The organism is Burkholderia thailandensis E264, assembly GCF_000012365.1.
Lineage (GTDB): Bacteria > Pseudomonadota > Gammaproteobacteria > Burkholderiales > Burkholderiaceae > Burkholderia > Burkholderia thailandensis.
Genome location: NC_007650.1, coordinates 2,480,695 through 2,503,834, shown reverse-complemented (window position 1 = coordinate 2,503,834; position 23,140 = coordinate 2,480,695). Strand labels below are relative to the sequence as shown.

At 62.7% G+C, this 23,140-nt stretch carries 17 protein-coding genes, 2 tRNA genes, 3 rRNA genes and 1 pseudogene; 20 read left to right on the top strand and 3 right to left on the bottom strand.

Annotated elements, in window-relative coordinates; genetic code table 11:
- The first annotated feature begins 103 nt into the window (after positions 1-103).
- The 16 genes and pseudogenes from phnS to BTH_RS10440 all read left to right on the top strand — a co-directional run bounded on the left by phnS (position 104) and on the right by BTH_RS10440 (position 15,218).
- Entirely contained in the window at positions 104-1,186 is a 1,083-nt protein-coding gene (gene phnS, locus BTH_RS10510) for a 2-aminoethylphosphonate ABC transporter substrate-binding protein (protein ID WP_009893988.1), read from the top strand.
- 60 nt (positions 1,187-1,246) lie between these two features.
- Positions 1,247-2,344, top strand: a complete 1,098-nt coding sequence (phnT, locus tag BTH_RS10505) for a 2-aminoethylphosphonate ABC transport system ATP-binding subunit PhnT (protein ID WP_009893987.1) — start codon at positions 1,247-1,249, stop codon at positions 2,342-2,344.
- Positions 2,322-3,269 (top strand): 2-aminoethylphosphonate ABC transporter permease subunit, encoded by a 948-nt coding sequence (gene phnU / locus BTH_RS10500; protein WP_009893983.1) that lies wholly within the window; start codon positions 2,322-2,324, stop codon positions 3,267-3,269. The genes phnT and phnU overlap by 23 nt, the downstream gene beginning before the upstream one ends.
- A complete protein-coding gene (gene phnV / locus BTH_RS10495; protein WP_009893982.1) occupies positions 3,259-4,113 on the top strand; it encodes a 2-aminoethylphosphonate ABC transport system, membrane component PhnV in 855 nt (284 codons plus the stop codon). Before phnU ends, phnV begins: the two co-directional genes overlap by 11 nt.
- A gap of 67 nt (positions 4,114-4,180) precedes the next feature.
- On the top strand, positions 4,181-5,452 hold the full coding sequence (gene phnA / locus BTH_RS10490; protein ID WP_009893981.1) for a phosphonoacetate hydrolase: 1,272 nt from the start codon (positions 4,181-4,183) through the stop codon (positions 5,450-5,452).
- Positions 5,449-6,903 (top strand): phosphonoacetaldehyde dehydrogenase, encoded by a 1,455-nt coding sequence (gene phnY / locus BTH_RS10485; protein WP_009893979.1) that lies wholly within the window; start codon positions 5,449-5,451, stop codon positions 6,901-6,903. The genes phnA and phnY overlap by 4 nt, the downstream gene beginning before the upstream one ends.
- Positions 6,904-6,907: 4 nt before the next feature.
- Complete coding sequence (locus BTH_RS10480; protein ID WP_009908037.1) at positions 6,908-7,453, top strand: phosphonate degradation HD-domain oxygenase; 546 nt, start codon at positions 6,908-6,910, stop codon at positions 7,451-7,453.
- Between the two features lie 598 nt (positions 7,454-8,051).
- Positions 8,052-9,583: ribosomal RNA gene (locus BTH_RS10475) — 16S ribosomal RNA — on the top strand.
- A 64-nt stretch (positions 9,584-9,647) separates the two neighbouring features.
- Positions 9,648-9,724: transfer RNA gene (locus tag BTH_RS10470), tRNA-Ile, on the top strand.
- 35 nt (positions 9,725-9,759) lie between these two features.
- A tRNA-Ala gene (locus BTH_RS10465) sits at positions 9,760-9,835 on the top strand.
- A gap of 323 nt (positions 9,836-10,158) precedes the next feature.
- Positions 10,159-13,038 (top strand): 23S ribosomal RNA (locus tag BTH_RS10460).
- A gap of 117 nt (positions 13,039-13,155) precedes the next feature.
- Positions 13,156-13,269 (top strand): 5S ribosomal RNA (gene rrf / locus BTH_RS10455).
- Together the 16S, 23S and 5S rRNA genes with 2 tRNA genes alongside form the textbook arrangement of a ribosomal RNA operon.
- Before the next feature lie 211 nt (positions 13,270-13,480).
- Positions 13,481-13,783: pseudogene (locus tag BTH_RS10450) on the top strand (transposase domain-containing protein); the annotation flags it as partial.
- 194 nt (positions 13,784-13,977) lie between these two features.
- Positions 13,978-14,382, top strand: coding sequence for a Cu(I)-responsive transcriptional regulator (gene cueR / locus BTH_RS10445; protein WP_009893976.1), 405 nt, complete (start codon positions 13,978-13,980; stop codon positions 14,380-14,382).
- 220 nt (positions 14,383-14,602) lie between these two features.
- The gene (locus BTH_RS30455; protein ID WP_009893974.1) at positions 14,603-14,749 is read left to right on the top strand and encodes a DUF3563 family protein; all 147 of its coding nucleotides are present in this window, start codon (positions 14,603-14,605) and stop codon (positions 14,747-14,749) included.
- A gap of 202 nt (positions 14,750-14,951) precedes the next feature.
- Positions 14,952-15,218 (top strand): hypothetical protein, encoded by a 267-nt coding sequence (locus BTH_RS10440; protein ID WP_025369960.1) that lies wholly within the window; start codon positions 14,952-14,954, stop codon positions 15,216-15,218.
- A gap of 11 nt (positions 15,219-15,229) precedes the next feature.
- On the opposite strand, the gene BTH_RS10435 is transcribed toward BTH_RS10440, so the two are convergent.
- Positions 15,230-16,075 carry a 23S rRNA (adenine(2030)-N(6))-methyltransferase RlmJ gene (locus tag BTH_RS10435; protein WP_009893972.1) on the bottom strand — a complete coding sequence of 282 codons (846 nt, stop codon included), beginning with the start codon at positions 16,073-16,075 and terminating at the stop codon, positions 15,230-15,232.
- A gap of 147 nt (positions 16,076-16,222) precedes the next feature.
- Positions 16,223-17,194, bottom strand: a complete 972-nt coding sequence (locus tag BTH_RS10430; RefSeq protein ID WP_009893971.1) for a potassium channel beta subunit family protein — start codon at positions 17,192-17,194, stop codon at positions 16,223-16,225.
- 187 nt (positions 17,195-17,381) lie between these two features.
- Between BTH_RS10430 and BTH_RS10425 the strand changes: the two genes are divergently transcribed.
- Positions 17,382-18,170: a 3-hydroxybutyrate dehydrogenase gene (locus BTH_RS10425; RefSeq protein WP_009893970.1), complete on the top strand. Its 789-nt coding sequence runs from the start codon at positions 17,382-17,384 to the stop codon at positions 18,168-18,170.
- A gap of 205 nt (positions 18,171-18,375) precedes the next feature.
- Here the strand turns inward: BTH_RS10425 and BTH_RS10420 are convergent, their stop codons facing one another.
- Positions 18,376-19,575 carry an amino acid aminotransferase gene (locus BTH_RS10420; protein WP_009893969.1) on the bottom strand — a complete coding sequence of 400 codons (1,200 nt, stop codon included), beginning with the start codon at positions 19,573-19,575 and terminating at the stop codon, positions 18,376-18,378.
- 288 nt (positions 19,576-19,863) lie between these two features.
- On the opposite strand from BTH_RS10420, the gene uvrB reads away from it, so the two are divergent.
- The 3 genes from uvrB to BTH_RS10405 all read left to right on the top strand — a co-directional run bounded on the left by uvrB (position 19,864) and on the right by BTH_RS10405 (position 23,117).
- Positions 19,864-21,954 carry an excinuclease ABC subunit UvrB gene (uvrB, locus tag BTH_RS10415; protein WP_009893968.1) on the top strand — a complete coding sequence of 697 codons (2,091 nt, stop codon included), beginning with the start codon at positions 19,864-19,866 and terminating at the stop codon, positions 21,952-21,954.
- A gap of 222 nt (positions 21,955-22,176) precedes the next feature.
- Complete coding sequence (locus BTH_RS10410) at positions 22,177-22,728, top strand: iron transporter (protein WP_011401484.1); 552 nt, start codon at positions 22,177-22,179, stop codon at positions 22,726-22,728.
- Positions 22,729-22,787: 59 nt separating this feature from the next.
- Complete coding sequence (locus tag BTH_RS10405; RefSeq protein WP_006028484.1) at positions 22,788-23,117, top strand: cupredoxin domain-containing protein; 330 nt, start codon at positions 22,788-22,790, stop codon at positions 23,115-23,117.
- Positions 23,118-23,140 lie beyond the last annotated feature (23 nt).

Here is a 23,140-nt window from a genome sequence, read left to right as displayed (position 1 = left end):
CGAAAAACCGGAGCGTCCGGCCGCGGCGGGACGGCGGCGCGCCCGCGCTGACGAGGTTCCGCACCGTTCGGCCGTTCGTGGTTCCACCCTACGGAGAAGAGACATGACGTATTCGAATTTCCCGCGCGGCGGCGCCTGGCGCCGCTTCGCGCTCGCCGCCTTTGCCGCCGCGCTGTTGCAAGGCGCGGCAGCGCAAGCGCAGGCGGCGGCCGTCGTGCTGTACACGGCGGACGGCCTCGAGAACCTGTACCGCGACGTGCTGCCCGCGTTCGAGAAGCGCGAAGGCGTGAAGGTGAACATCGTGACGGCGGGCAGCGGCGAAGTGGTGAACCGCGCGAATGTCGAGAAGAGCTCGCCCAAGGCCGACGTGATCGTCACGCTGCCGCCGTTCATCCAGCAGGCGGGCCAGTTCGGCCTGCTGCAGCCGTACCGCAGCGTCAACTACCGGAACGTGCCGGCGATCGCGAAGGCCGAAGACGGCTCGTGGGCGACGTTCGTCAACAACTACTTCTCGTTCGCGATCAATCCGTCGGTCGTGAAGAGCCAGCCGAAGACGTTCGCCGATCTGCTGCATCCCGACTACAGCGGCAAGCTCGCGTACTCGAACCCGGCGACGGCGGGCGACGGGATGGCCGTCATCATCCTGACGAGCGCGCTAATGGGCGAGGACAAGGCGTTCGACTATCTCGCGAAGCTCGAGCGCGGCGTGAAGTTCCACACGAAGGGCACGGGCTACCTGAACGTGCTGCTGTCGCGCAACGAGATCGCGGTCGCGAACGGCGATCTGCAGATGGACCTCGACGACGCCGAGCACGGCGGCCTGTCGATCAAGCCGATCTTCGTCGCCGCGAAGGAAGGCGAGCCGCCGACGACGTTCCAACTGCCGTACGCGATCGGTCTTGTCAAGGGCGGCCCGAACCAGGACGCGGGCAAGAAGCTGATCGATTACCTGATGTCGACCGACGTGCAGGCGAAGGTGCCCGACATGTTCGGCATCCCGGGCCGCACCGACGTGCCGCTTTCGGGCAGGAACGGCGAGGCGGTGAAGCGCGCGATCGCCGGCGTGAAGCTGATTCCGGTCGACTGGAACGCGGTGATGGCGAAGAAGCCCGTGTGGACCGAGCGCTGGAAGAAGGAAGTGATCGGCGATTCGGGCAAGCAGACTGAAGTCGTCAAGCCGAAATGAGCGCGCGCCGCGGCCGCGAAGTCAAGCCGACGCGATGACGCGTCGAAGGACGAAAACCTGGTGGATACCGCAAGTCTCACTCATCCCCGCGCGTTCGACGCGGCGCGCCCGCACGCGGCGCCGCGCGCGGGCGCGCCCGGCGGCGTGCGCATCGAGCACCTGAGCGTGCGCTACGGCGCGCGCACGGTGCTCGACGATCTGTCGCTCGAGATCGGCGCGGGCGAGCTGCTCGCCGTGCTCGGCAAGAGCGGCTGCGGCAAGACCACGCTGCTGCGCTTCATCGCCGGCTTCGTGAAGGCGGACGGCCTCGCGGGCACGCTCGCCGTCGCCGGCCGCGACCTCACGCACGCGCCGCCGCACAAGCGCAATCTCGGGTTGCTGTTCCAGAACTACGCGCTGTTCCCGCATCTGACGGTGTTCGAGAACGTCGCGTTCGGGCTGCGCGCGCGGCGCATGTCGTCCGCGGACATCGCGCGGCGCGTCGCCGATGCGCTCAAGCTCGTGCAGCTCGGCGACGCCGGCCATCATCTGCCCGCGCAGCTGTCGGGCGGCATGCAGCAGCGCGTCGCGCTCGCGCGCGCGCTCGTGATCGAGCCGGACGTGCTGCTGCTCGACGAGCCGCTGTCCGCGCTCGACGCGAACCTGCGCGCGTCGGTGCGCAGCGAGCTGAAGGCGTTGCACGAGCGGCTGCCGAACCTGACCGTCGTCTGCGTGACGCACGATCGCGACGACGCGCTCGTGCTCGCCGATCGCGCGCTCCTGATGCGCGAGGGCCGCATCGCGCAACTCGGCACGCCGCAGCAGTTGTACGACGCGCCCGCCGACGGCTTCGTCGCGCGATACCTGGGGGCGGCGAACCTGCTGCCGCCCAACGTCGTGTTTGCGTTCGGCGATCCGCGCCATGACGTGCGCGACAGGGTCGCGTGCGTGCGGCCGGAGCGCCTCGCGGTGCGACCGCTGGGCGAAGGGCGGCTGCACGGCACGATCGCGTCGGTCGAATGGCACGGCGCGGCGCTGTCGCTGACCGTGATGCTCGACGCGGCGTGCGACGAGCCGGTGCTCGTCACGATGCAGCGCGGCCGGGGCCCGGCGCCCGAGCGCGGCGCGCGCGTGTCGCTCGATTGCGAGGCGGACGATGTCATCCTTATCGCACCTTGAGCCGCGGGCGGCGCTCGCCGCTGATCCGGCGGCGCACGCCCGCATCCGCGCGTCGGCCGCCGCGCACGACGCCGCCGCACGTCGCCGCGAGCGGCGCGCGACCGCGCGCATCGTCGCGCTCGCGGCCGTCGTGCTCGGCCCGCTCGTGCTGTATCCGCTCGCGCGGCTCGCGCTGCTGAGCGTGCTCGGCGATCACGGGCCGACGCTCGCCGCGTACCGGTCCTTCTTCGCGAGTCACGACGTGCGCGACGTGCTCGGCACGACGCTGTGGGTGCTGTTCGCGAGCGCGGGCACCGCGTCGGTCGTCGGCGTGCTGCTCGCCGCGCTGCTGTTCTTCCGGCCGTTTCCGGGCGCGTCGCTCGTCACGCGCTTCCTCGAGCTGTACGTCGCGTTTCCGTCGTTTCTCGTCGCGTTCACGCTGATCTTCCTGTACGGCTCGCAAGGCTCGCTCAGCATCGCGCTGCAGCGCGCCTTCGGCCTCGACGCGCCGCCGCTCGATTTCCTGTTCGGCGCGGGCGGCGTGATCCTCGCGCAGACCGTGTTCTACACGCCGTTCGTCGTGCGGCCGACGCTCGCGTCGTTCGCGACGCTCGATCCGCGGCTCGTCGAAGCCGCATCGAGCCTCGGCGCGAACGGCTGGATGCTCGCGCGGCGCGTCGTGCTGCCGCTCGCCTGGCCGGGCATCGCGGCGGGCGTGATCCTGTGCTTCCTGCTGACGCTGAACGAATTCGGCATCCTGCTCGTGCTCGGCAGCGCGAGGCTCATCACGCTGCCCGTCGCGATCTACAGCAGCGCGACCGTCGACATCGACCTGCCGGCCGCGGCCGCGGGCGCGGTCGTGATGCTCGCGATGTCGCTCGCGCTCTATGCGCTGTACCGGCGAATGAGCCGCCGCGCGAACGAAGGAGGGCGCGATGCCCGCTGATTTTCCGACGCGCGCCGCGCCGGTGCCGCGCCGCGAGCTGCGCTGGACCGACGCGGCCTCGCGCGTCGCGTTGCGCGCGCTCGCCGTGCTCGCGGCGCTCGCCTGCTGCTGGCTGTTCGTGCTGCCCGTCGTCGTCGTCGCGCTGTCGAGCGTCGCCGAGCACTGGTCGGGCACGATCCTGCCGGCGGACTACAGCCTGCGCTGGTTCGAGCGCCTCGGCCGGCCCGAATTCGACGCGCTCGCCGCGAGCCTCGAGATCGGGCTTGGCGTCGCCGCGCTCGGCACGGCGCTCGGCATCGCGCTGGCGCTCGCGCTCGAAGGCCGCAGCCGGCGCGGCGTCGGCGCGCTCGTCGACGCGCTCGTGATGCTGCCCAACGGCGTGCCGAGCGTCGTGCTCGGGCTCGCGGTGCTGATCGCGTATCACGCGAGGCCCGTCGACCTGTCGAGCTCGCCCGCGATCGTCGTGCTCGTGCAGCTCGCGCTCGTGCTGCCGTTCTGCTACCGGTGCGCGGCCGCCGCGCTGCGCCCCGAGCTGACCGTGCTGCGCGAGGCGGCGGCGAGCCTCGGCGCGCCGCCCGCGATGGTGCTGCGCCGCGTGCTGCTGCCGCAGCTCGTGCCGGCGATCCGCGCGAGCCTCGCGCTCGGCTTCGCGCTGTCGCTCGGCGAGCTCGGCGCGACGCTGACCGTCTACCCGCCGGGCTTCGCGACCGTGCCGATCGTCGTGATCGGCGACGTCGAGCGCGGCTACTACCTGCCCGCATCGGCGCTGTCGCTGCTGCTGCTCGGCGCGTCGCTCGTCGCGCTCGTCGCGATCGCGTCGCGCGCGCCGCGGCCGGCGCGGTGAACGACGCGGTGAACGACGCGGTGAACGACGCGATGGGCGGCGCGGTGGCGCGCCGTTCGCGCGTGACATGAGCAAAGGGCTCGAAGGGCGAAACACCATGAATCGACACATCGAAGTCAACGGCCGCGCCTACCGGATGCCGGCCGAGCCGACGGTGGCCGTCTGCGTCGACGGCTGCGAATACGATTACCTCGAACAGGCCGCGAACGCGGGCGTCGCGCCGTTCATCGCGCGGATGCTGCGCGAGGGCTCGGCGTTCGACGCCGACTGCGTGATCCCGTCGTTCACGAACCCGAACAACCTGTCGATCGTGTGCGGCGCGCCGCCGTCGGTGCACGGCATCTGCGGGAACTTCTTCTGGGACCCGGACGCGCAGCGCGGCGCGGGCGCTGCGGTGATGATGAACGACCCCGCGTACCTGCGCGCGGGCACGCTACTCGCCGCGGCGGCGGACGCGGGCGCGAAGGTGGCCGTCGTGACGGCGAAGGACAAGCTGCGCCGGTTGCTCGGCTGGCGGATGCGCGGCGTGTGCTTCTCGGCGGAGAAGGCGAATCAGGCGAACCTCGGCGAGAACGGCATCGCCGACGTGCTCGATTTCGTCGGCTTGCCGTCGCCCGACGTCTACAGCGCGGCGCTGTCGGAATTCGTGCTCGCGGCGGGCGTGCGGCTCGCGCAGAACCGGCGCGCGGACCTGATGTACCTGTCGACGACCGATTACGTGCAGCACAAGTGCGCGCCGGGCAGCGACGGCGCGAACGCGTTCTACGCGATGATGGACCGCTACCTCGCGGCGCTCGATGCGCTCGGCTGGGTGATCGGCGTGACCGCCGATCATGGGATGAACGCGAAGCACGATCCCCGCACGGGCGAGCCGAACGTCGTCTATCTGCAGGACGCGCTCGACGCGTGGCTCGGGCCGCGCCGCGCGCGCGTGATCCTGCCGATCACCGATCCCTACGTCGTCCATCACGGCGCGCTCGGCTCGTTCGCGACGATCTACGTCGAGGAAGGCGTCGACGCGGCCGCAGTGATCGGCCGGCTGAGCGCGATCGACGGCATCGAACTCGCGCTCGACAACGCGACGGCGGCCGAGCGCTTCGAGCTGCCGGCCGACCGGATCGGCGATGTCGTCGCCGTGGGCCGGCGCGATGTCGCGCTCGGCACGCGAGAGAGCGAGCACGACCTGTCGGGGCTGACGGTGCCGCTGCGCTCGCACGGCGGCCTGTCAGAGCAGCGCGTGCCGCTGTTGTTCAATCGCCGGATCGAGGGCGTCGAGCCAGGCCGCCGGCTGCGCAACTTCGATCTGTTCGACCTCGCGCTGAACCGGGCCGTGCGATGACGCCGCCGCCGCTTCGCGATCACCCCGCTTACCGCCGCGAGACGCTGCGCTGGTGCGGGCAACGGGCGGCGCGCGCGCGCACGCTCGACGTATTCGACCCGTATTCGGGGCGGCGCGTCGGCACGGTGCCGCTTGCGACGGTCGACGACGTGCGCCGCGCGTTCGACTATGCGGGCGCGTACCGGCCGACGCTGTCGCGCTACGAGCGCTCGCAGATACTCGAGCGCGCGGCCGCGCGCCTCGTTGCCTGCGCGGAAGAGGCGTCCACGCTGATCTCGCTCGAATCGGGCCTGTCGAAACAGGATTCGCGTTACGAGATCGGCCGCGTCGCGGACGTGTTCAAGTTCGCGTCGATCGAGGCGTTGCGCGACGACGCGCAGAGCTATTCGTGCGATCTGACGCCGCACGGCACGTCGCGCCGCGTGTTCTCGCAGCGGCAGCCGCTCGACGGCGTGATCGTCGCGATCACGCCGTTCAATCATCCGATGAACCAGGTCGCGCACAAGATCGCGCCGGCGATCGCGACGAACAATCGCGTGATCGTGAAGCCGTCGGAGAAGGTGCCGCTGTCGGCGCTGTATCTCGCCGACGTGCTGTACGAAGCGGGCCTGCCCGAGCCGATGCTGCAGGTGCTGACGGGCGATCCGCGCGAAATCGCGGACGAACTGCTGACGCACCCGAGCGCGGCGCTGATCACGTTCACGGGCGGCGTCGCGATCGGCAAGTCCATCGCGGCGAAGGCCGGCTACCGGCGCATCGTGCTCGAGCTGGGCGGCAACGATCCGCTGATCGTGCTCGACGACGCCGACCTCGAACGCGCGGCGACGCTCGCCGCGCAGGGCTCGTACAAGAATTCCGGCCAGCGCTGCACGGCGGTCAAGCGCATCCTCGTGCAGAAGCGCGTCGCGCCACGCTTCACGGAGTTGCTCGTCGAGCACACGCGCGCGTGGACGTACGGCGATCCGTTCGACCCGACGAACCGGATGGGGACGGTGATCGACGAGGCGGCGGCCGCGCTGTTCGAGGCGCGCGTCGACGAAGCGGTGGCGCGGGGCGCGCGCCTGCTGACAGGCAACGCGCGGCGCGGCGCGCTGTATGCGCCGACGGTGCTTGATCGCGTCGACGCATCGATGACGCTCGTGCGCGAGGAGACGTTCGGGCCCGTGTCGCCGATCATCGCGTTCGACACGATCGACGACGCGATCCGGATCAGCAACGGCACCGCGTTCGGCCTGTCGTCGGGCGTGTGCACGGACCGCGCGGATGCGATCGTGCGCTTCGTCAACGAGCTGAACGTCGGCACGGTAAACGTGTGGGAGGTGCCGGGCTACCGGCTTGAGCTGACGCCGTTCGGCGGCATCAAGGATTCCGGGCTCGGATACAAGGAAGGGGTGCAGGAGGCGATGAAGAGCTTCACGAACCTGAAGACATTCTCCCTGCCGTGGGCGTGACGAGATGGCGCTGACCCTCGACGACATCCGCATGCTGTACGATCGCCACGGCGACATCGCCTACAGCGGCGAGCCGGTGACGCAGCGCGAGCATGCGCTGCAAAGCGCGCAGCTTGCCGAAGAGGCGGGCGCGGGCGACGCGCTGATCGCGGCGGCGCTGCTGCACGACCTGGGCCATCTGCTGAACCGCCTGGGCGAGACGCCGACCGCGCACGGTATCGATGACCTGCATCAGTATTACGTGCTGCCGTTCCTGCGGCCGTTGTTTCCCGACGCGGTGCTGGAGCCGATCCGGCTGCACGTCGACGCGAAGCGCTGCCTGTGCGCGATCGATGCGTCGTATTACGCGCGCCTGTCTGCGGACTCGGTGCGCAGCCTGCATCTGCAGGGCGGCGTCTTCTCGGACGCTGAAGCGCAAGCGTTTCTGAAGCGCCCGTATGCGCCGGACGCGATCCGCGTGCGCCGCTGGGACGATCGAGCGAAGGTTGCCGGCAAGCCGACGCCGGATCTGGCGCACTACCTTCGCGCGGTCGCGCGCGTCACCAGATAACGGACGCTCCCGCTTCCCCTATCTAAGCAGTAGGCGCTCGCGCGGATATGGCCGAGCGCCCCGCTCCGAGCCGGCGCGCCCGCGCGCATCGGCCGTTTCGCCGGCCCGAAGCGGGGCTGCAAAGAATCTATCGAAAAGTGCTTGCACGAAAGCGCAGAGCTGCCTACAATCACGCCTCTTTCGCGCTACGGAGAACGCAGCGCGAAGGGGAGCGGGAAGTTTCACGGCTCGGGTAGTGCGGTCGGCGGTGGTTGCGACCGAGAGCGTGAAATGGTGATCCAGACGCTGCGCGACACGGTAGTAAAAAAGTTGTTGACGTGCTGCGAATAAGTGATCATAATCTCGTTTCTCTGCTGCTGACAACGCAGCGCTGCTGAGAAGACGGAGTTGAGTAGGAAAGTTTTCTCGCAGATGTGCTCTTTAACAATGAACAGCCGATAAGTGTGGGCGCTTGATGTAAGCGGACGATCTTCGGATCGCAAGCAAAAGTATCAAGAGTCTCACACTAAAGTAAGTCAGGTTTATGAAGCAATTCATATGACCTGTCAGCTTTGAGTGAGCGACCGGTTGGAAACAACCGAAAACAGTAACAGGAATTGAACTGAAGAGTTTGATCCTGGCTCAGATTGAACGCTGGCGGCATGCCTTACACATGCAAGTCGAACGGCAGCGCGGGCTTCGGCCTGGCGGCGAGTGGCGAACGGGTGAGTAATACATCGGAACATGTCCTGTAGTGGGGGATAGCCCGGCGAAAGCCGGATTAATACCGCATACGATCTGTGGATGAAAGCGGGGGACCTTCGGGCCTCGCGCTATAGGGTTGGCCGATGGCTGATTAGCTAGTTGGTGGGGTAAAGGCCTACCAAGGCGACGATCAGTAGCTGGTCTGAGAGGACGACCAGCCACACTGGGACTGAGACACGGCCCAGACTCCTACGGGAGGCAGCAGTGGGGAATTTTGGACAATGGGCGCAAGCCTGATCCAGCAATGCCGCGTGTGTGAAGAAGGCCTTCGGGTTGTAAAGCACTTTTGTCCGGAAAGAAATCATCCTGGCTAATAACCGGGGTGGATGACGGTACCGGAAGAATAAGCACCGGCTAACTACGTGCCAGCAGCCGCGGTAATACGTAGGGTGCGAGCGTTAATCGGAATTACTGGGCGTAAAGCGTGCGCAGGCGGTTTGCTAAGACCGATGTGAAATCCCCGGGCTCAACCTGGGAACTGCATTGGTGACTGGCAGGCTAGAGTATGGCAGAGGGGGGTAGAATTCCACGTGTAGCAGCTGAAATGCGTAGAGATGTGGAGGAATACCGATGGCGAAGGCAGCCCCCTGGGCCAATACTGACGCTCATGCACGAAAGCGTGGGGAGCAAACAGGATTAGATACCCTGGTAGTCCACGCCCTAAACGATGTCAACTAGTTGTTGGGGATTCATTTCCTTAGTAACGTAGCTAACGCGTGAAGTTGACCGCCTGGGGAGTACGGTCGCAAGATTAAAACTCAAAGGAATTGACGGGGACCCGCACAAGCGGTGGATGATGTGGATTAATTCGATGCAACGCGAAAAACCTTACCTACCCTTGACATGGTCGGAATCCTGCTGAGAGGCGGGAGTGCTCGAAAGAGAACCGGCGCACAGGTGCTGCATGGCTGTCGTCAGCTCGTGTCGTGAGATGTTGGGTTAAGTCCCGCAACGAGCGCAACCCTTGTCCTTAGTTGCTACGCAAGAGCACTCTAAGGAGACTGCCGGTGACAAACCGGAGGAAGGTGGGGATGACGTCAAGTCCTCATGGCCCTTATGGGTAGGGCTTCACACGTCATACAATGGTCGGAACAGAGGGTCGCCAACCCGCGAGGGGGAGCCAATCCCAGAAAACCGATCGTAGTCCGGATTGCACTCTGCAACTCGAGTGCATGAAGCTGGAATCGCTAGTAATCGCGGATCAGCATGCCGCGGTGAATACGTTCCCGGGTCTTGTACACACCGCCCGTCACACCATGGGAGTGGGTTTTACCAGAAGTGGCTAGTCTAACCGCAAGGAGGACGGTCACCACGGTAGGATTCATGACTGGGGTGAAGTCGTAACAAGGTAGCCGTATCGGAAGGTGCGGCTGGATCACCTCCTTTCTCGAGCTTAAATCCGCGAAGTTGAGCGCTCACGCTTATCGGCTGTAAATTAGGACAGACTCAGGGGTCTGTAGCTCAGTCGGTTAGAGCACCGTCTTGATAAGGCGGGGGTCGTTGGTTCGAATCCAACCAGACCCACCAATTGTCTGGCGGAATAAACCTGAGTGTCTCTGTATGGGGGCATAGCTCAGCTGGGAGAGCACCTGCTTTGCAAGCAGGGGGTCGTCGGTTCGATCCCGTCTGCCTCCACCAATCCTCAATGGTAAGTGCTTGGAAGCGAGCATTAAGCATTGGCGATTGAGCCAGTCAGAGTGATGCAGGAAACTGTATCGGCTGTCGTTCTTTAACAATCTGGAAGAAGTAAGTAATTTGGATAGCGGAAGCGTCTAATGAGATGGACGTGGAAACTATCCGGGTTGTGATTGTATCGATGTATCTCAAGATGATTCGAACTTCATGTTCGGCTCGATTTTGGAATACGGCACAACGCGAGAACTCAACCTGTAGCGTACTTTGTATCGGATCATCGTAAGCGCTCAAGCGCTAACGATGATCGAGAGACAGACTCGTTATAGGGTCAAGCGAACAAGTGCATGTGGTGGATGCCTTGGCGATCACAGGCGATGAAGGACGCGGTAGCCTGCGAAAAGCTACGGGGAGCTGGCAAACGAGCTTTGATCCGTAGATGTCCGAATGGGGAAACCCACTCCGAATGGAGTATCCATAGCTGAATACATAGGCTATGTGAGGCGAACGCGGTGAACTGAAACATCTAAGTAACCGCAGGAAAAGAAATCAACCGAGATTCCCAAAGTAGTGGCGAGCGAAATGGGAAGAGCCTGTACTCTTTATTTGTATTGTTAGCCGAACGCTCTGGAAAGTGCGGCCATAGCAGGTGATAGCCCTGTAGGCGAAAACAGTATGAAAGAACTAGGTGTACGACAAGTAGGGCGGGACACGTGAAATCCTGTCTGAAGATGGGGGGACCATCCTCCAAGGCTAAATACTCGTGATCGACCGATAGTGAACCAGTACCGTGAGGGAAAGGCGAAAAGAACCCCGGGAGGGGAGTGAAATAGATCCTGAAACCGCATGCATACAAACAGTCGGAGCCTCGAAAGGGGTGACGGCGTACCTTTTGTATAATGGGTCAGCGACTTACGTTCAGTAGCAAGCTTAACCGAATAGGGCAGGCGTAGCGAAAGCGAGTCCGAATAGGGCGTTCAGTTGCTGGGCGTAGACCCGAAACCAGGTGATCTATCCATGGCCAGGATGAAGGTGCGGTAACACGTACTGGAGGTCCGAACCCACTAACGTTGAAAAGTTAGGGGATGAGCTGTGGATAGGGGTGAAAGGCTAAACAAACCTGGAAATAGCTGGTTCTCTCCGAAAACTATTTAGGTAGTGCCTCGTGTCTCACCTTCGGGGGTAGAGCACTGTCATGGTTGGGGGGTCTATTGCAGATTACCCCGCCATAGCAAACTCCGAATACCGAAGAGTGCAATCACGGGAGACAGACATCGGGTGCTAACGTCCGGTGTCAAGAGGGAAACAACCCAGACCGCCAGCTAAGGTCCCCAAATATGGCTAAGTGGGAAACGAAGTGGGAAGGCTAAAACAGTCAGGAGGTTGGCTTAGAAGCAGCCACCCTTTAAAGAAAGCGTAATAGCTCACTGATCGAGTCGTCCTGCGCGGAAGATGTAACGGGGCTAAGCCATATACCGAAGCTGCGGATGCGTGCTTGCACGCATGGTAGGAGAGCGTTCCGTAAGCCTGCGAAGGTGCCTTGTAAAGGGTGCTGGAGGTATCGGAAGTGCGAATGCTGACATGAGTAGCGATAAAGGGGGTGAAAGGCCCCCTCGCCGTAAGCCCAAGGTTTCCTACGCAACGTTCATCGGCGTAGGGTGAGTCGGCCCCTAAGGCGAGGCAGAAATGCGTAGCTGATGGGAAGCAGGTCAATATTCCTGCACCATTGTTAGATGCGATGGGGGGACGGATCGCGGAAGGTTGTCCGGGTGTTGGAAGTCCCGGTCGCTGCATTGGAGAAGGCGCTTAGGCAAATCCGGGCGCAGGATTCAAGGGTGTGGCGCGAGCTCCTTCGGGAGCGAAGCAATTGGAAGTGGTTCCAAGAAAAGCCTCTAAGCTTCAGTCTAACGATGACCGTACCGCAAACCGACACAGGTGGGCGAGATGAGTATTCTAAGGCGCTTGAGAGAACTCGGGAGAAGGAACTCGGCAAATTGGTACCGTAACTTCGGGATAAGGTACGCCCTGGTAGCTTGACTGGCCTGCGCCAGGAGGGTGAAGGGGTTGCAATAAACTGGTGGCTGCGACTGTTTAATAAAAACACAGCACTCTGCAAACACGAAAGTGGACGTATAGGGTGTGACGCCTGCCCGGTGCCGGAAGATTAAATGATGGGGTGCAAGCTCTTGATTGAAGTCCCGGTAAACGGCGGCCGTAACTATAACGGTCCTAAGGTAGCGAAATTCCTTGTCGGGTAAGTTCCGACCTGCACGAATGGCGTAACGATGGCCACACTGTCTCCTCCCGAGACTCAGCGAAGTTGAAGTGTTTGTGATGATGCAATCTACCCGCGGCTAGACGGAAAGACCCCATGAACCTTTACTGTAGCTTTGCATTGGACTTTGAACCGATCTGTGTAGGATAGGTGGGAGGCTATGAAACCGGAACGCTAGTTTCGGTGGAGCCGTCCTTGAAATACCACCCTGGTTTGTTTGAGGTTCTAACCTTGGCCCGTGATCCGGGTCGGGGACAGTGCATGGTAGGCAGTTTGACTGGGGCGGTCTCCTCCCAAAGCGTAACGGAGGAGTACGAAGGTACGCTAGGTACGGTCGGAAATCGTGCTGATAGTGCAATGGCATAAGCGTGCTTAACTGCGAGACCGACAAGTCGAGCAGGTGCGAAAGCAGGTCATAGTGATCCGGTGGTTCTGTATGGAAGGGCCATCGCTCAACGGATAAAAGGTACTCTGGGGATAACAGGCTGATACCGCCCAAGAGTTCATATCGACGGCGGTGTTTGGCACCTCGATGTCGGCTCATCTCATCCTGGGGCTGTAGCCGGTCCCAAGGGTATGGCTGTTCGCCATTTAAAGAGGTACGTGAGCTGGGTTTAAAACGTCGTGAGACAGTTTGGTCCCTATCTGCCGTGGGCGTTGGAAGTTTGAAGGGGGCTGCTCCTAGTACGAGAGGACCGGAGTGGACGAACCTCTGGTGTACCGGTTGTGACGCCAGTCGCATCGCCGGGTAGCTATGTTCGGAAGAGATAACCGCTGAAAGCATCTAAGCGGGAAACTCGCCTTAAGATGAGACTTCCCCGGGGACTTGATCCCCTTGAAGGGTCGTTCGAGACCAGGACGTTGATAGGTCGGGTGTGTAAGCGCAGTAATGCGTTCAGCTAACCGATACTAATTGCCCGTAAGGCTTGATCCTATAACAAGTCTGCCTTGCCAGATCTTGTTGATTCTCGTGTGCGATACACACAACCCAATATTACTGCTTCTTCCCAGATTGGTTCTGTTGGCCTGCCCAGCAGAACATCCCTCTTTGCCTGATGACCATAGCGAGTCGGTCCCACCCCTTCCCATCCCGAACAGGACCGTGAAACGACTCTACGCCGATGATAGTGCGGATTGCCCGTGTGAAAGTAGGTAATCGTCAGGCTCCCCTTGCCAAAACCCCCGCCCAACCAGGCGGGGGTTTTGCTTTTTATCCCCACCCACCACACCCCTCTCATCCCTCTGCCGACGCCACCTCCATACCGCCCCGTAAGCGAGTCGCCGGTACCGTCTCGACGGTGTGAATGAATGTTGCCAGAGTAGGCCCCACCACGGCGAGTAGCGGGGACCACAGTGTCAACAGAAGCACCGAAGAGAACCGATGGGAAGCGCTCACACGCTATTGCGACGACGGCCAACTCGAGATCGATAACCTGCCGGTCGAGCGAGCGTTGCGTGGAGTGGCCATCGGGAGGCGGAATTACCTGTTCGCCGGTGCCGACTCCGGCGGCGAGCGCGCTGCCGCGATCTATAGCCTCATCGGAACGGCGAAGCTCAACGGCATCGATCCCGAGGCGTATCTGCGCTTCGTCCTTGCCCGCATTGCTGATCACGCAATCAATCGTGTCGATCAGCTCATGCCGTGGGCCATAGCTGATCAACTCCGCGACGACAGCTGACATCAAGATCCCGTCGTCAAGACGGCGCTGCCGACACGCTTACGCTTCACCTGACTCTGTTAAGCGACATCGTTGGCACGAGCCCGCTTCCGGTTTGTGCCGCAGTGGCGGTGACCTGCTCTCTGCCACGCGAAGAGGGCAGTCGGGAGAACGCGCTAATATTGGAAAATTGCGTTTCTTGCCTGGAGCACATTGTGAATATTGGGGATGCGGCAAAGGCATCGGGTGTCAGCGCTAAGATGATTCGCTACTACGAGAGCGTGGGGCTGCTCAATCCTGCGAAGCGGACCGATTCCGGATATCGTGTCTACCATGACGAGGAGATCCATTTGCTTCGTTTCATTCGACAGGCGCGACGGCTCGGGTTTCTCGTCGACGACATCAGGAGGCTGCTCGCACTCTGGCAAGACCGCTCGAGAGCAAGCGCCGAAGTCAAAGCGATCGCGCTCGAGCACGTAGCCGAACTGGATGGCCGGATCGCCGAACTGACAGATATGCGGAACACGCTCGCGAACCTGGCCGACCATTGCAACGGGGACGACCGCCCCGACTGCCCCATTTTGGAGCGCCTGGCCGATCCTTGTTGTGATACAAAATAGTGCATCCAACGGCGGATATCTTGCCGCCGCAAACTGCGGATGTATCCAAAAAATCAGACGCTTAAGTTGGAATTGTTTGATCTATTCCAAATTGGCATGCATCACATTCGAGCATTTCACTGGCAAGTTGGTGCAATCCGGCTATAATCGGGTTAACCCTATACGGGATATCCCTGACATCGATTCACCAGGGGATCTCAATCCTCCTTGGAGAGCCAACATGTTTGCCTACATCATCGAAAAGCTGAGCAACTGGTTTGAAGCTGCAGAACGCGACCGCCGTGAGGCCTATCTGGCATCGTCGAGCGACATCGTTCAGCTCGAACAGCGCATCCGTTCGCTGGAAACCAACGGCTACTCGCTGTAACTCGGCGCGGCAAGATGCCGCGCCTCGCGCCCGGTGCGCAAGCAAAAGAAAGCCCCGTATTGACGGGGCTTTGTCTTTGCGTAAGCTGAAAGCGTTCCGCATAGGAGATTACCGTCTGTCGGATACAATCAGCATCGTCTGAAACGGGGGCCGGATGAGAATCGTCAATCGCTTCTTTGGCTATGCGGCGAGTTGCGCTGCGTTGTGCGGTATCGTGACAGCCGCAGTTGCCGGATCGGACAGCGCGCGTGCGCCGCTGATCCTGGATACCCAAAGTGGAATTCACGATGGCAAAAGCGGTATCGTGCTGCAAAACGCGCCATTATCGCGCGCTCCAATCGTTGCGCAAGCGCAACCGGCCACGATGACTGAACTGCCACCTGGTTCGACTCAGCCGATGGTCGTCATTCCGTATATCGAAGTGCCGAATTCGGCCATTCCACTCAAGGTGCCCCAACCGCGTCAATAAGCGCATCCGCGTCAGTTGGCGCGATGCTCGATCGCGAATGTTGCGCCGCCGTCCTGGCCGAGCGCTTCGACGAGATACGGAAGCGTTTCCTTCATCGTTTCGACCAGCGTATACGGTGGGTTCAAAATGAACATCCCGCTGCCGAAAAGCCCAAAACCGTCCGATGGCGGTCGGCTCACGGTCAGGCTCAGATGTAGCCAGTTGTTCGGCTGCAACTGCTTCAGATGATCGGGGAACTTCTGCGATTCGGGGCGGCTCACCTGCGGATACCAGATCGCGTAGCATCCTGTTGCGAATCGTTTCAGGCTTTCCTCGACGCAAGTGATCGTCTTTGCGTAATCGCGCTTATCTTCGTATGACGGATCGACCAACACGAGCGCGCGCCGCGGCGGCGGCGGCAGCAACGCCTTGATGCCTTCGAATCCATCGCCAGCATAGATCATCGCGCGTCGCCCCGCGTCGCGGAAATTGTGACGCAGCACGTCGATTTCGGTGCTGTGCAACTCGAACAGACGCATTCGGTCCTGTTCGCGCATCAGCCGCCATGCGAGGTAAGGCGAGCCTGGGTAGTAGCGCAACTCCCCGTTGCTGTTCAGCGCGCGCACTTCGTCGACGTAGTCGGACAGTACTTCGGGCAGATCTGTTGCGCCCCAAATTTTCTCGATCCCCGTGCTGAATTCGCCAGTTTTCGCCGCATAGCCATCGAACAGCGAATAGACGCCGGCACCGGCGTGCGTATCGATGTACCAATACGACTTATCTTTCTTGTTCAAATAGCGCAGCAACTGTATGACGACGGTGTGTTTGAGAACGTCCGCGTGATTGCCGGCGTGAAAGCCGTGACGATAGCTGAGCATGGCGAGAGAAATACGGAGCGATACGTGAAAATCGGCCAAGTGCCTGGCGCGCAGTTCATGCGGCGACACGCACTCGCGGGAGTGGCCGGCTGATGCGGTCGCGTATTGTACGCGAGTATGCGACGTGGCCTGCCGTTCGGCTGTCGGCTATTGATACGCATCGCCGACGATCTGCTCGATCCGCTGCTTGACCTCAGGCGTGAGCTTAGCCGCTACGTCGAGAGAGCGCATGTTTTCGACGATCTGCTCGACGCGCGACGCGCCCGTAATCACCGTGCTGACACGGGGGTTCTTCAGTACCCACGCGAGTGCGAGCTGGCCGACGGTGCAACCGAGGTCGTTCGCAACCTCGCCGAGCGCTTCCACGACGCTGTTTCTCTCAGGGTCCGTCAGTTGCTCCCGCAGCCAGTCGTAGCCCTGAATTTCGGCTCGGCTCCTGGCGGGAACGCCATGCCGGTACTTTCCTGTCAGCAGCCCCGATGCGAGCGGGCTCCAGGTCGTGAGTCCCATGCCGAAGTCTTCGTAGAGGCGCCGGTATTCCTCCTCGACGCGTTTGCGATGGAACAGGTTGTATTGCGGCTGCTCCATCGTCGGCTTGCGCAGATGATGTCGTTCCGCGATTTCGTATGCGGCGCGGATTTCGTCGGCGCTCCATTCGGACGTTCCCCAATAGAGCGCCTTGCCGCGCGCGATGATGTCGCTCATCGCCCATACGGTTTCCTCGATCGGCGTATTCGGATCGGGACGATGGCAGAACACGAGGTCGACGTAGTCGAGTTGAAGACGTTGCAGCGACGCGTCGATCGCGCTCAGCAAATATTTGCGGTTGAGCGTGTGGTACTGATTCGGCGCTTCGGCGAGCCCCCAGAAGAACTTCGTCGACACCACGTAGCCGATGCGAGGCCAGCCAAGCGACTTCAGCGCATGCCCCATGATTTCCTCGGATTTGCCGCCCGCATACACTTCGGCGTTGTCGAAGAAATTGACGCCGGCGTCGCGCGCGGCAGCGAGCGACTCTCGCGCAGCACGACGGTCGACCTGGTTGCCGTAGGTGACCCATGAACCGATCGACAGCTCGCTGACCTGCAGTCCGGAACGTCCCAGCCTTCGGTAGTTCATATCGCCTCCGATCGAGCGTGACCGACCACAAGCTTAGCTTGTTTGACCGCGATACGCGGTCTCGTTCATGCACAATAGCGGTGTCGGCCACGCGGCGATAGTCGGCCATTCGGCCTATGTTGTCCGGCAGACTGGATCGATGTCGGACGCGATGCTTTCATTGACTTAACTGACGGAGACTTGGGGAATGACTTCGAACTTGAACGGGAAAGCGGCGGTCGTGACGGGCGCAGCAAGCGGCATCGGCAAGGAAATCGCGCTGGAGCTTGCGCGGGCGGGCGCGGCGGTCGCGATCGCGGATCTGAATCAGGACGGCGCGAACGCGGTGGCCGAGCAGATCAAGCAGGCGGGGGGCAAGGCGATCGGCGTCGCGATGGACGTGACGAACGAGGACGCGGTGAACGCCGGCGTCGACAAGGTCGCGGAGACGTTCGGCTCGGTCGACATTCTCGTGTCGAATGCGGGCATTCAGATCGTCAATCCGATCGAGAACTACGCGTTCGCGGACTGGAAGAAGATGCAGGCGATCCACGTCGACGGCGCGTTCCTGACGACGAAGGCCGCGCTCAAGCACATGTACAAGGACGATCGCGGCGGCGTCGTGATCTACATGGGCTCGGTGCATTCGCACGAGGCGTCGCCGCTGAAGTCGGCGTACGTGACGGCCAAGCACGGGCTGCTGGGGCTTGCGCGCGTGCTGGCGAAGGAAGGCGCGAAGCACAACGTGCGCTCGCACGTGGTGTGTCCAGGCTTCGTGCGCACGCCGCTCGTCGACAAGCAGATTCCGGAGCAGGCCAAGGAGCTCGGGATCAGCGAAGAGGAGGTGGTGAAGAAGGTGATGCTCGGCCAGACGGTGGACGGCGTGTTCACGACGGTCGAGGACGTCGCGAAGACGGTGCTGTTCCTGTCGGCGTTCCCGAGCGCGGCTCTCACCGGCCAGTCGTTCGTCGTCAGCCACGGCTGGTTCATGCAGTAAGCGGTATGTCGGAAGCGCGCGCCGAAGCGCGGCCTGGCGCACGGCCGTTTCGCGCCGTTTCGGCCCTGTCGGCTGTCCGGCAACTGGCGAGCGAGTGTCGCGCGGCTTCAGACATAAAAAACGCGCTCCGGATGGAGCGCGTTTTCGTTTGCGCGGCGCTACAGCGACTATGCAGGCTCGAAGCCGCGGCGCCGGCCCCGTCGTTTTACTTCAACACCGCGGCGATCGCGTTCGCGACGACGTCGAGGTTGCGCGTGTTGAGCGCCGCGACGCAGATCCGGCCGGTGCTGACCGCATAGATGCCGAACTCTTCTCGCAGACGGTCGACTTGCGCGGACGTCAGACCCGAGTACGAGAACATCCCGCGTTGCGCGTTGATGAAGCCGAAGTCGCGCTCGATGCCGGCCGCCTTCAGGCGCTCGACGAGGCCGTTGCGCATCGCGCGGATGCGATCGCGCATTTCGCCCAGTTCCTGCACCCACGAAGCGCGCAGTTCCGGCGAGGCGAGCACGGCAGCAACGATCGCGCCGCCGTGCGTCGGCGGGTTCGAGTAGTTCGTGCGGATCACGCGCTTCAGCTGCGACAGCACGCGTGCGGCTTCGTCCTTGCTGTCGGTGATGATCGACAGCGCGCCGACGCGCTCGCCATACAGCGAGAACGACTTCGAGAACGACGACGATACGAACACGTTCAGATTTGCCGCCGCGAACAGGCGTACCGCGGCCGCGTCGGCCTCGATGCTCTCGCCGAAGCCTTGATAGGCGATGTCGAGAAACGGCACGAGCTGACGCGCCTTCACGACTTCGACCACCTGCGCCCATTGCGCGTCGTTCAGATCCACGCCCGTCGGGTTGTGGCAGCACGCGTGCAGCACGACGATCGTGCCCGGCTCGTAGCCGTTGAGCGCGGCCAGCATGCCGTCGAAGTTCACGCCGTTCGTCTTCGCGTCGTAGTACGGGTACGCGACGACTTCGAAGCCCGCCATGTCGAACAGCGCACGGTGGTTTTCCCAGCTCGGATCGCTGATCGCGACCTTCGCCTTCGGATTCAGCGTGCGCAGGAAGTCAGCGCCGATCTTCAGCGCGCCCGTGCCGCCGAGCGCCTGTGCCGTCACGACGCGGCCGGCCGCGATCAGCGGCGAGTCGTCGCCGAGCAGCAGCTTCTGCACCGATGCGTCATAGGCGGCGATCCCGTCGATCGGCAGATAGCCGCGCGGCAGGCCGGCTTCGACCCGCGCCTTCTCCGCGTCGCGCACCGCGCGCAGCAGCGGAATCTTGCCGTCCTCGTTGGTGTAGACGCCGACGCCCAGATTCACCTTGGTCGGGCGCGTGTCGGCGTTGAAGGCTTCGTTCAGGCCCAGGATAGGGTCGCGGGGGGCAAGTTCGACAGCGGAGAAGAGCGACATGATTGATTCGCAGCAGTTGTGAAAAGAGGGTCAGCTTCGGGCGCCGATGCGGGCCGGCGATCAACGGGTAGGGCGGGCAAGCCGCGGCAACCCGGTGCGAAAAGCGAAGCTCGGCAACTTGTTATTGTAACGAATTCGACGTCTCCATTCGGCCAATGTCTCGGCTCCGCACGCGGTTTTTTGCGCGTTCGGCCAGCGAATCCCGAGTGCGGCGACCGGGGCCGGCCGGGCGTCGAAGCGCTAGAATGATCTTTTGCCCCGTTTCGGCCCGCCGCCTTCCGCATCCACATGTCCGAACATCATTCCGACACCCGCGACGATCTCGACGAATCGAAATTCGTGACGTTCGAAGGTTCTCCGTTCCAGCTGTATCAACCTTATCCGCCATCGGGCGACCAGCCCACCGCGATCGCGACGCTTGTCGAAGGCGTCGAGGACGGCCTGTCGTTCCAGACGCTGCTCGGCGTGACGGGCTCGGGCAAGACCTACACGATGGCGAACACGATTGCGCGGCTCGGCCGTCCGGCGATCGTGTTCGCGCCGAACAAGACGCTCGCCGCGCAGCTCTATGCGGAGTTCCGCGAGTTCTTTCCGCGCAACGCGGTCGAGTACTTCGTGTCGTACTACGACTACTACCAGCCGGAAGCGTACGTGCCGCAGCGCGATCTCTTCATCGAGAAGGATTCGTCGATCAACGAGCACATCGAGCAGATGCGGCTGTCGGCGACGAAGAGCCTGATGGAGCGGCGCGACGTCGTGATCGTCGCGACCGTGTCGGCGATCTACGGCATCGGCAATCCGTCCGAATACCACCAGATGATCCTCACGCTGCGCACGGGCGACAAGATCGGCCAGCGCGAGGTGATCGCGCGGCTGATCGCGATGCAGTACACGCGCAACGAGCAGGACTTCCAGCGCGGCACGTTCCGCGTGCGCGGCGACACGATCGACATCTTTCCGGCCGAGCACGCGGAGATGGCGGTGCGCGTCGAGCTGTTCGACGACGAGGTCGACACGCTGCACCTGTTCGATCCGCTGACGGGGCGCGTGCGACAGAAGATTCCGCGCTTCACCGTTTATCCGTCGTCGCACTACGTGACGCCGCGCGAGACCGTCATGCGCGCGGTCGAGACGATCAAGGACGAGTTGCGCGAACGTCTCGAGTTTTTCCACCGCGACGGCAAGTTGGTCGAGGCGCAGCGCCTCGAGCAGCGCACCCGCTTCGATCTCGAGATGCTGCAGGAACTCGGCTTCTGCAAGGGCATCGAGAACTATTCGCGGCACTTCTCCGGCGCGGCGCCGGGCGAGCCGCCGCCGACCCTCGTCGACTATCTGCCCTCCGACGCGCTGATGCTGCTCGACGAATCGCATGTGCTGATCGGCCAACTGAACGGGATGTACAACGGCGACCGCGCGCGCAAGGAGAACCTCGTCAACTACGGGTTCCGGCTGCCGTCGGCGCTCGACAACCGGCCGCTCAAGTTCCCCGAGTTCGAGCGCAAGATGCGCCAGGTCGTGTTCGTATCGGCTACGCCCGCCGACTACGAGCAGCGCGTGTCGGGGCAGACCGCCGAGCAGGTCGTGCGGCCGACGGGGCTCGTCGATCCTGAGATCGAGGTGCGGCCGGCGAGCACGCAGGTCGACGACGTGCTGTCCGAGATCACCGAGCGCGTGAAGGCCGACGAGCGCGTGCTGATCACGGTGCTGACGAAGCGGATGGCCGAGCAATTGACCGAGTTCCTTGCCGATCACGGCGTCAAGGTTCGCTATCTGCATAGTGACATCGACACCGTCGAGCGCGTCGAAATCATCCGCGACCTGCGGCTTGGCACGTTCGACGTGCTGGTCGGGATCAACCTGCTGCGCGAAGGCCTCGACATTCCGGAAGTGTCCCTCGTCGCGATCCTCGACGCGGACAAGGAGGGCTTCCTGCGCGCCGAGCGCTCGCTGATCCAGACGATCGGCCGGGCGGCGCGCAATGTGAACGGCAAGGCGCTCCTGTACGCGGACCGGATCACCGATTCGATGCGCCGCGCGATCGACGAGACCGAGCGCCGCCGCGCGAAGCAGATCGCATACAACCAAGAGAGGGGCATCACGCCGCGCGGTGTCGTGAAGCGGATCAAGGACATCATCGACGGCGTCTACAACGCCGACGAAGCGCGCGCCGAGCTGAAGGAGGCGCAGCAGCGCGCGAAATTCGAGGATATGTCCGAGAAGCAGATCGCGAAGGAAATCAAGCGGCTCGAGAAGCAGATGGCCGATTACGCGAAAAATCTCGAGTTCGAGAAAGCGGCGCAGACGCGCGACCAGCTCGCGCTGCTGCGTGAACGGGTGTTCGGTGCGAATGTCGGCGATCACGTGAGCGGAGCGGAGTGAGGGGCCCGCGGCGCCCCGCCGCATCCGTTAATCTCGCTGTAAGCCTTGTCGGATCAGGGATTTAGCGACATCTCCATTTGTTTCGGAGGGCGTTCGGTGCTACACTTGCGCGTGTATTGAGAATAGTTCGCATTAACGTTCTTCATCGCTTTTTTGTCTCGCCCCCGGGTTCCGGGTCCGCGCGGGCGGGACGTGTGTCACGAGATAAAAACAGGAGTTTCAATGTTGCGTTCTTCCCTTGTCCGCAGCGGCGTCGCGTTGGCGGCCACGTGCGCCGCGCTGTCGGCGACGGCGGCCGAATACCCGATCGGCAAGCACCAGATTCAAGGCGGGATGGAGATCGGCGCGGTGTACCTGCAGCCGATCACGATGGACCCCGAAGGGATGATGCGCAAGGCGTCGGATTCGGACATCCATCTCGAAGCCGATATCCATGCGGTCAAGAACAACCCGACGGGTTTCGCCGAGGGTGACTGGATGCCGTATCTGCAGGTCACGTACAAGCTGACGAAGCAGGGCGACGCGAAGTGGAAGGCGCAAGGCGACCTGATGGGCATGGTCGCGAGCGATGGCCCGCACTACGGCGACAACGTGAAACTCAACGGCCCGGGCAAGTATCACCTGACGCTCGTCGTGAAGCCGCCGATGCAGGCGGGCCACATGGCGTTCGGCCGCCACGTTGACAAGGAAACCGGCGTGGGCGCGTGGTTCAAGCCGATCACGCTCGAATACGATTTCCCGTTCGCCGGCATCGGCAAGAAGGGCGGGTACTGATCGCACGGGCAGCAAACGGACGGCGCGCGACGAGCGCGCCGTCTCTTTAGAGAAATACGATGACATTCCCCAGAGCATTCGCATTTGCCGCCGCGATCTTCATTGCGGGCGCCGCTCACGCGGCCGATCTGCCGACCTTCAAGCTCGAGATGGCCGACGGCAAGCTCAATCCGGCGCGCATCGAAGTGCCGGCCGGCCAGCGCATCAAGATTCAGATCCGCAATACGGGCAAGGGCGCCGTCGAGTTCGAGAGCGTGCAGCTTCGCAAGGAGAAGGTGCTTGCGCCGGGCGGCGAATCGTTCGTCGTGATCGCGCCGCTGTCGCCGGGCGAGTACAAGTTCTTCGACGATTTTCACCAGCAGGCGCAAGGCGTCATCGTCGCGAAGTAACGGTTTTCGCGTTTGACGCGCGG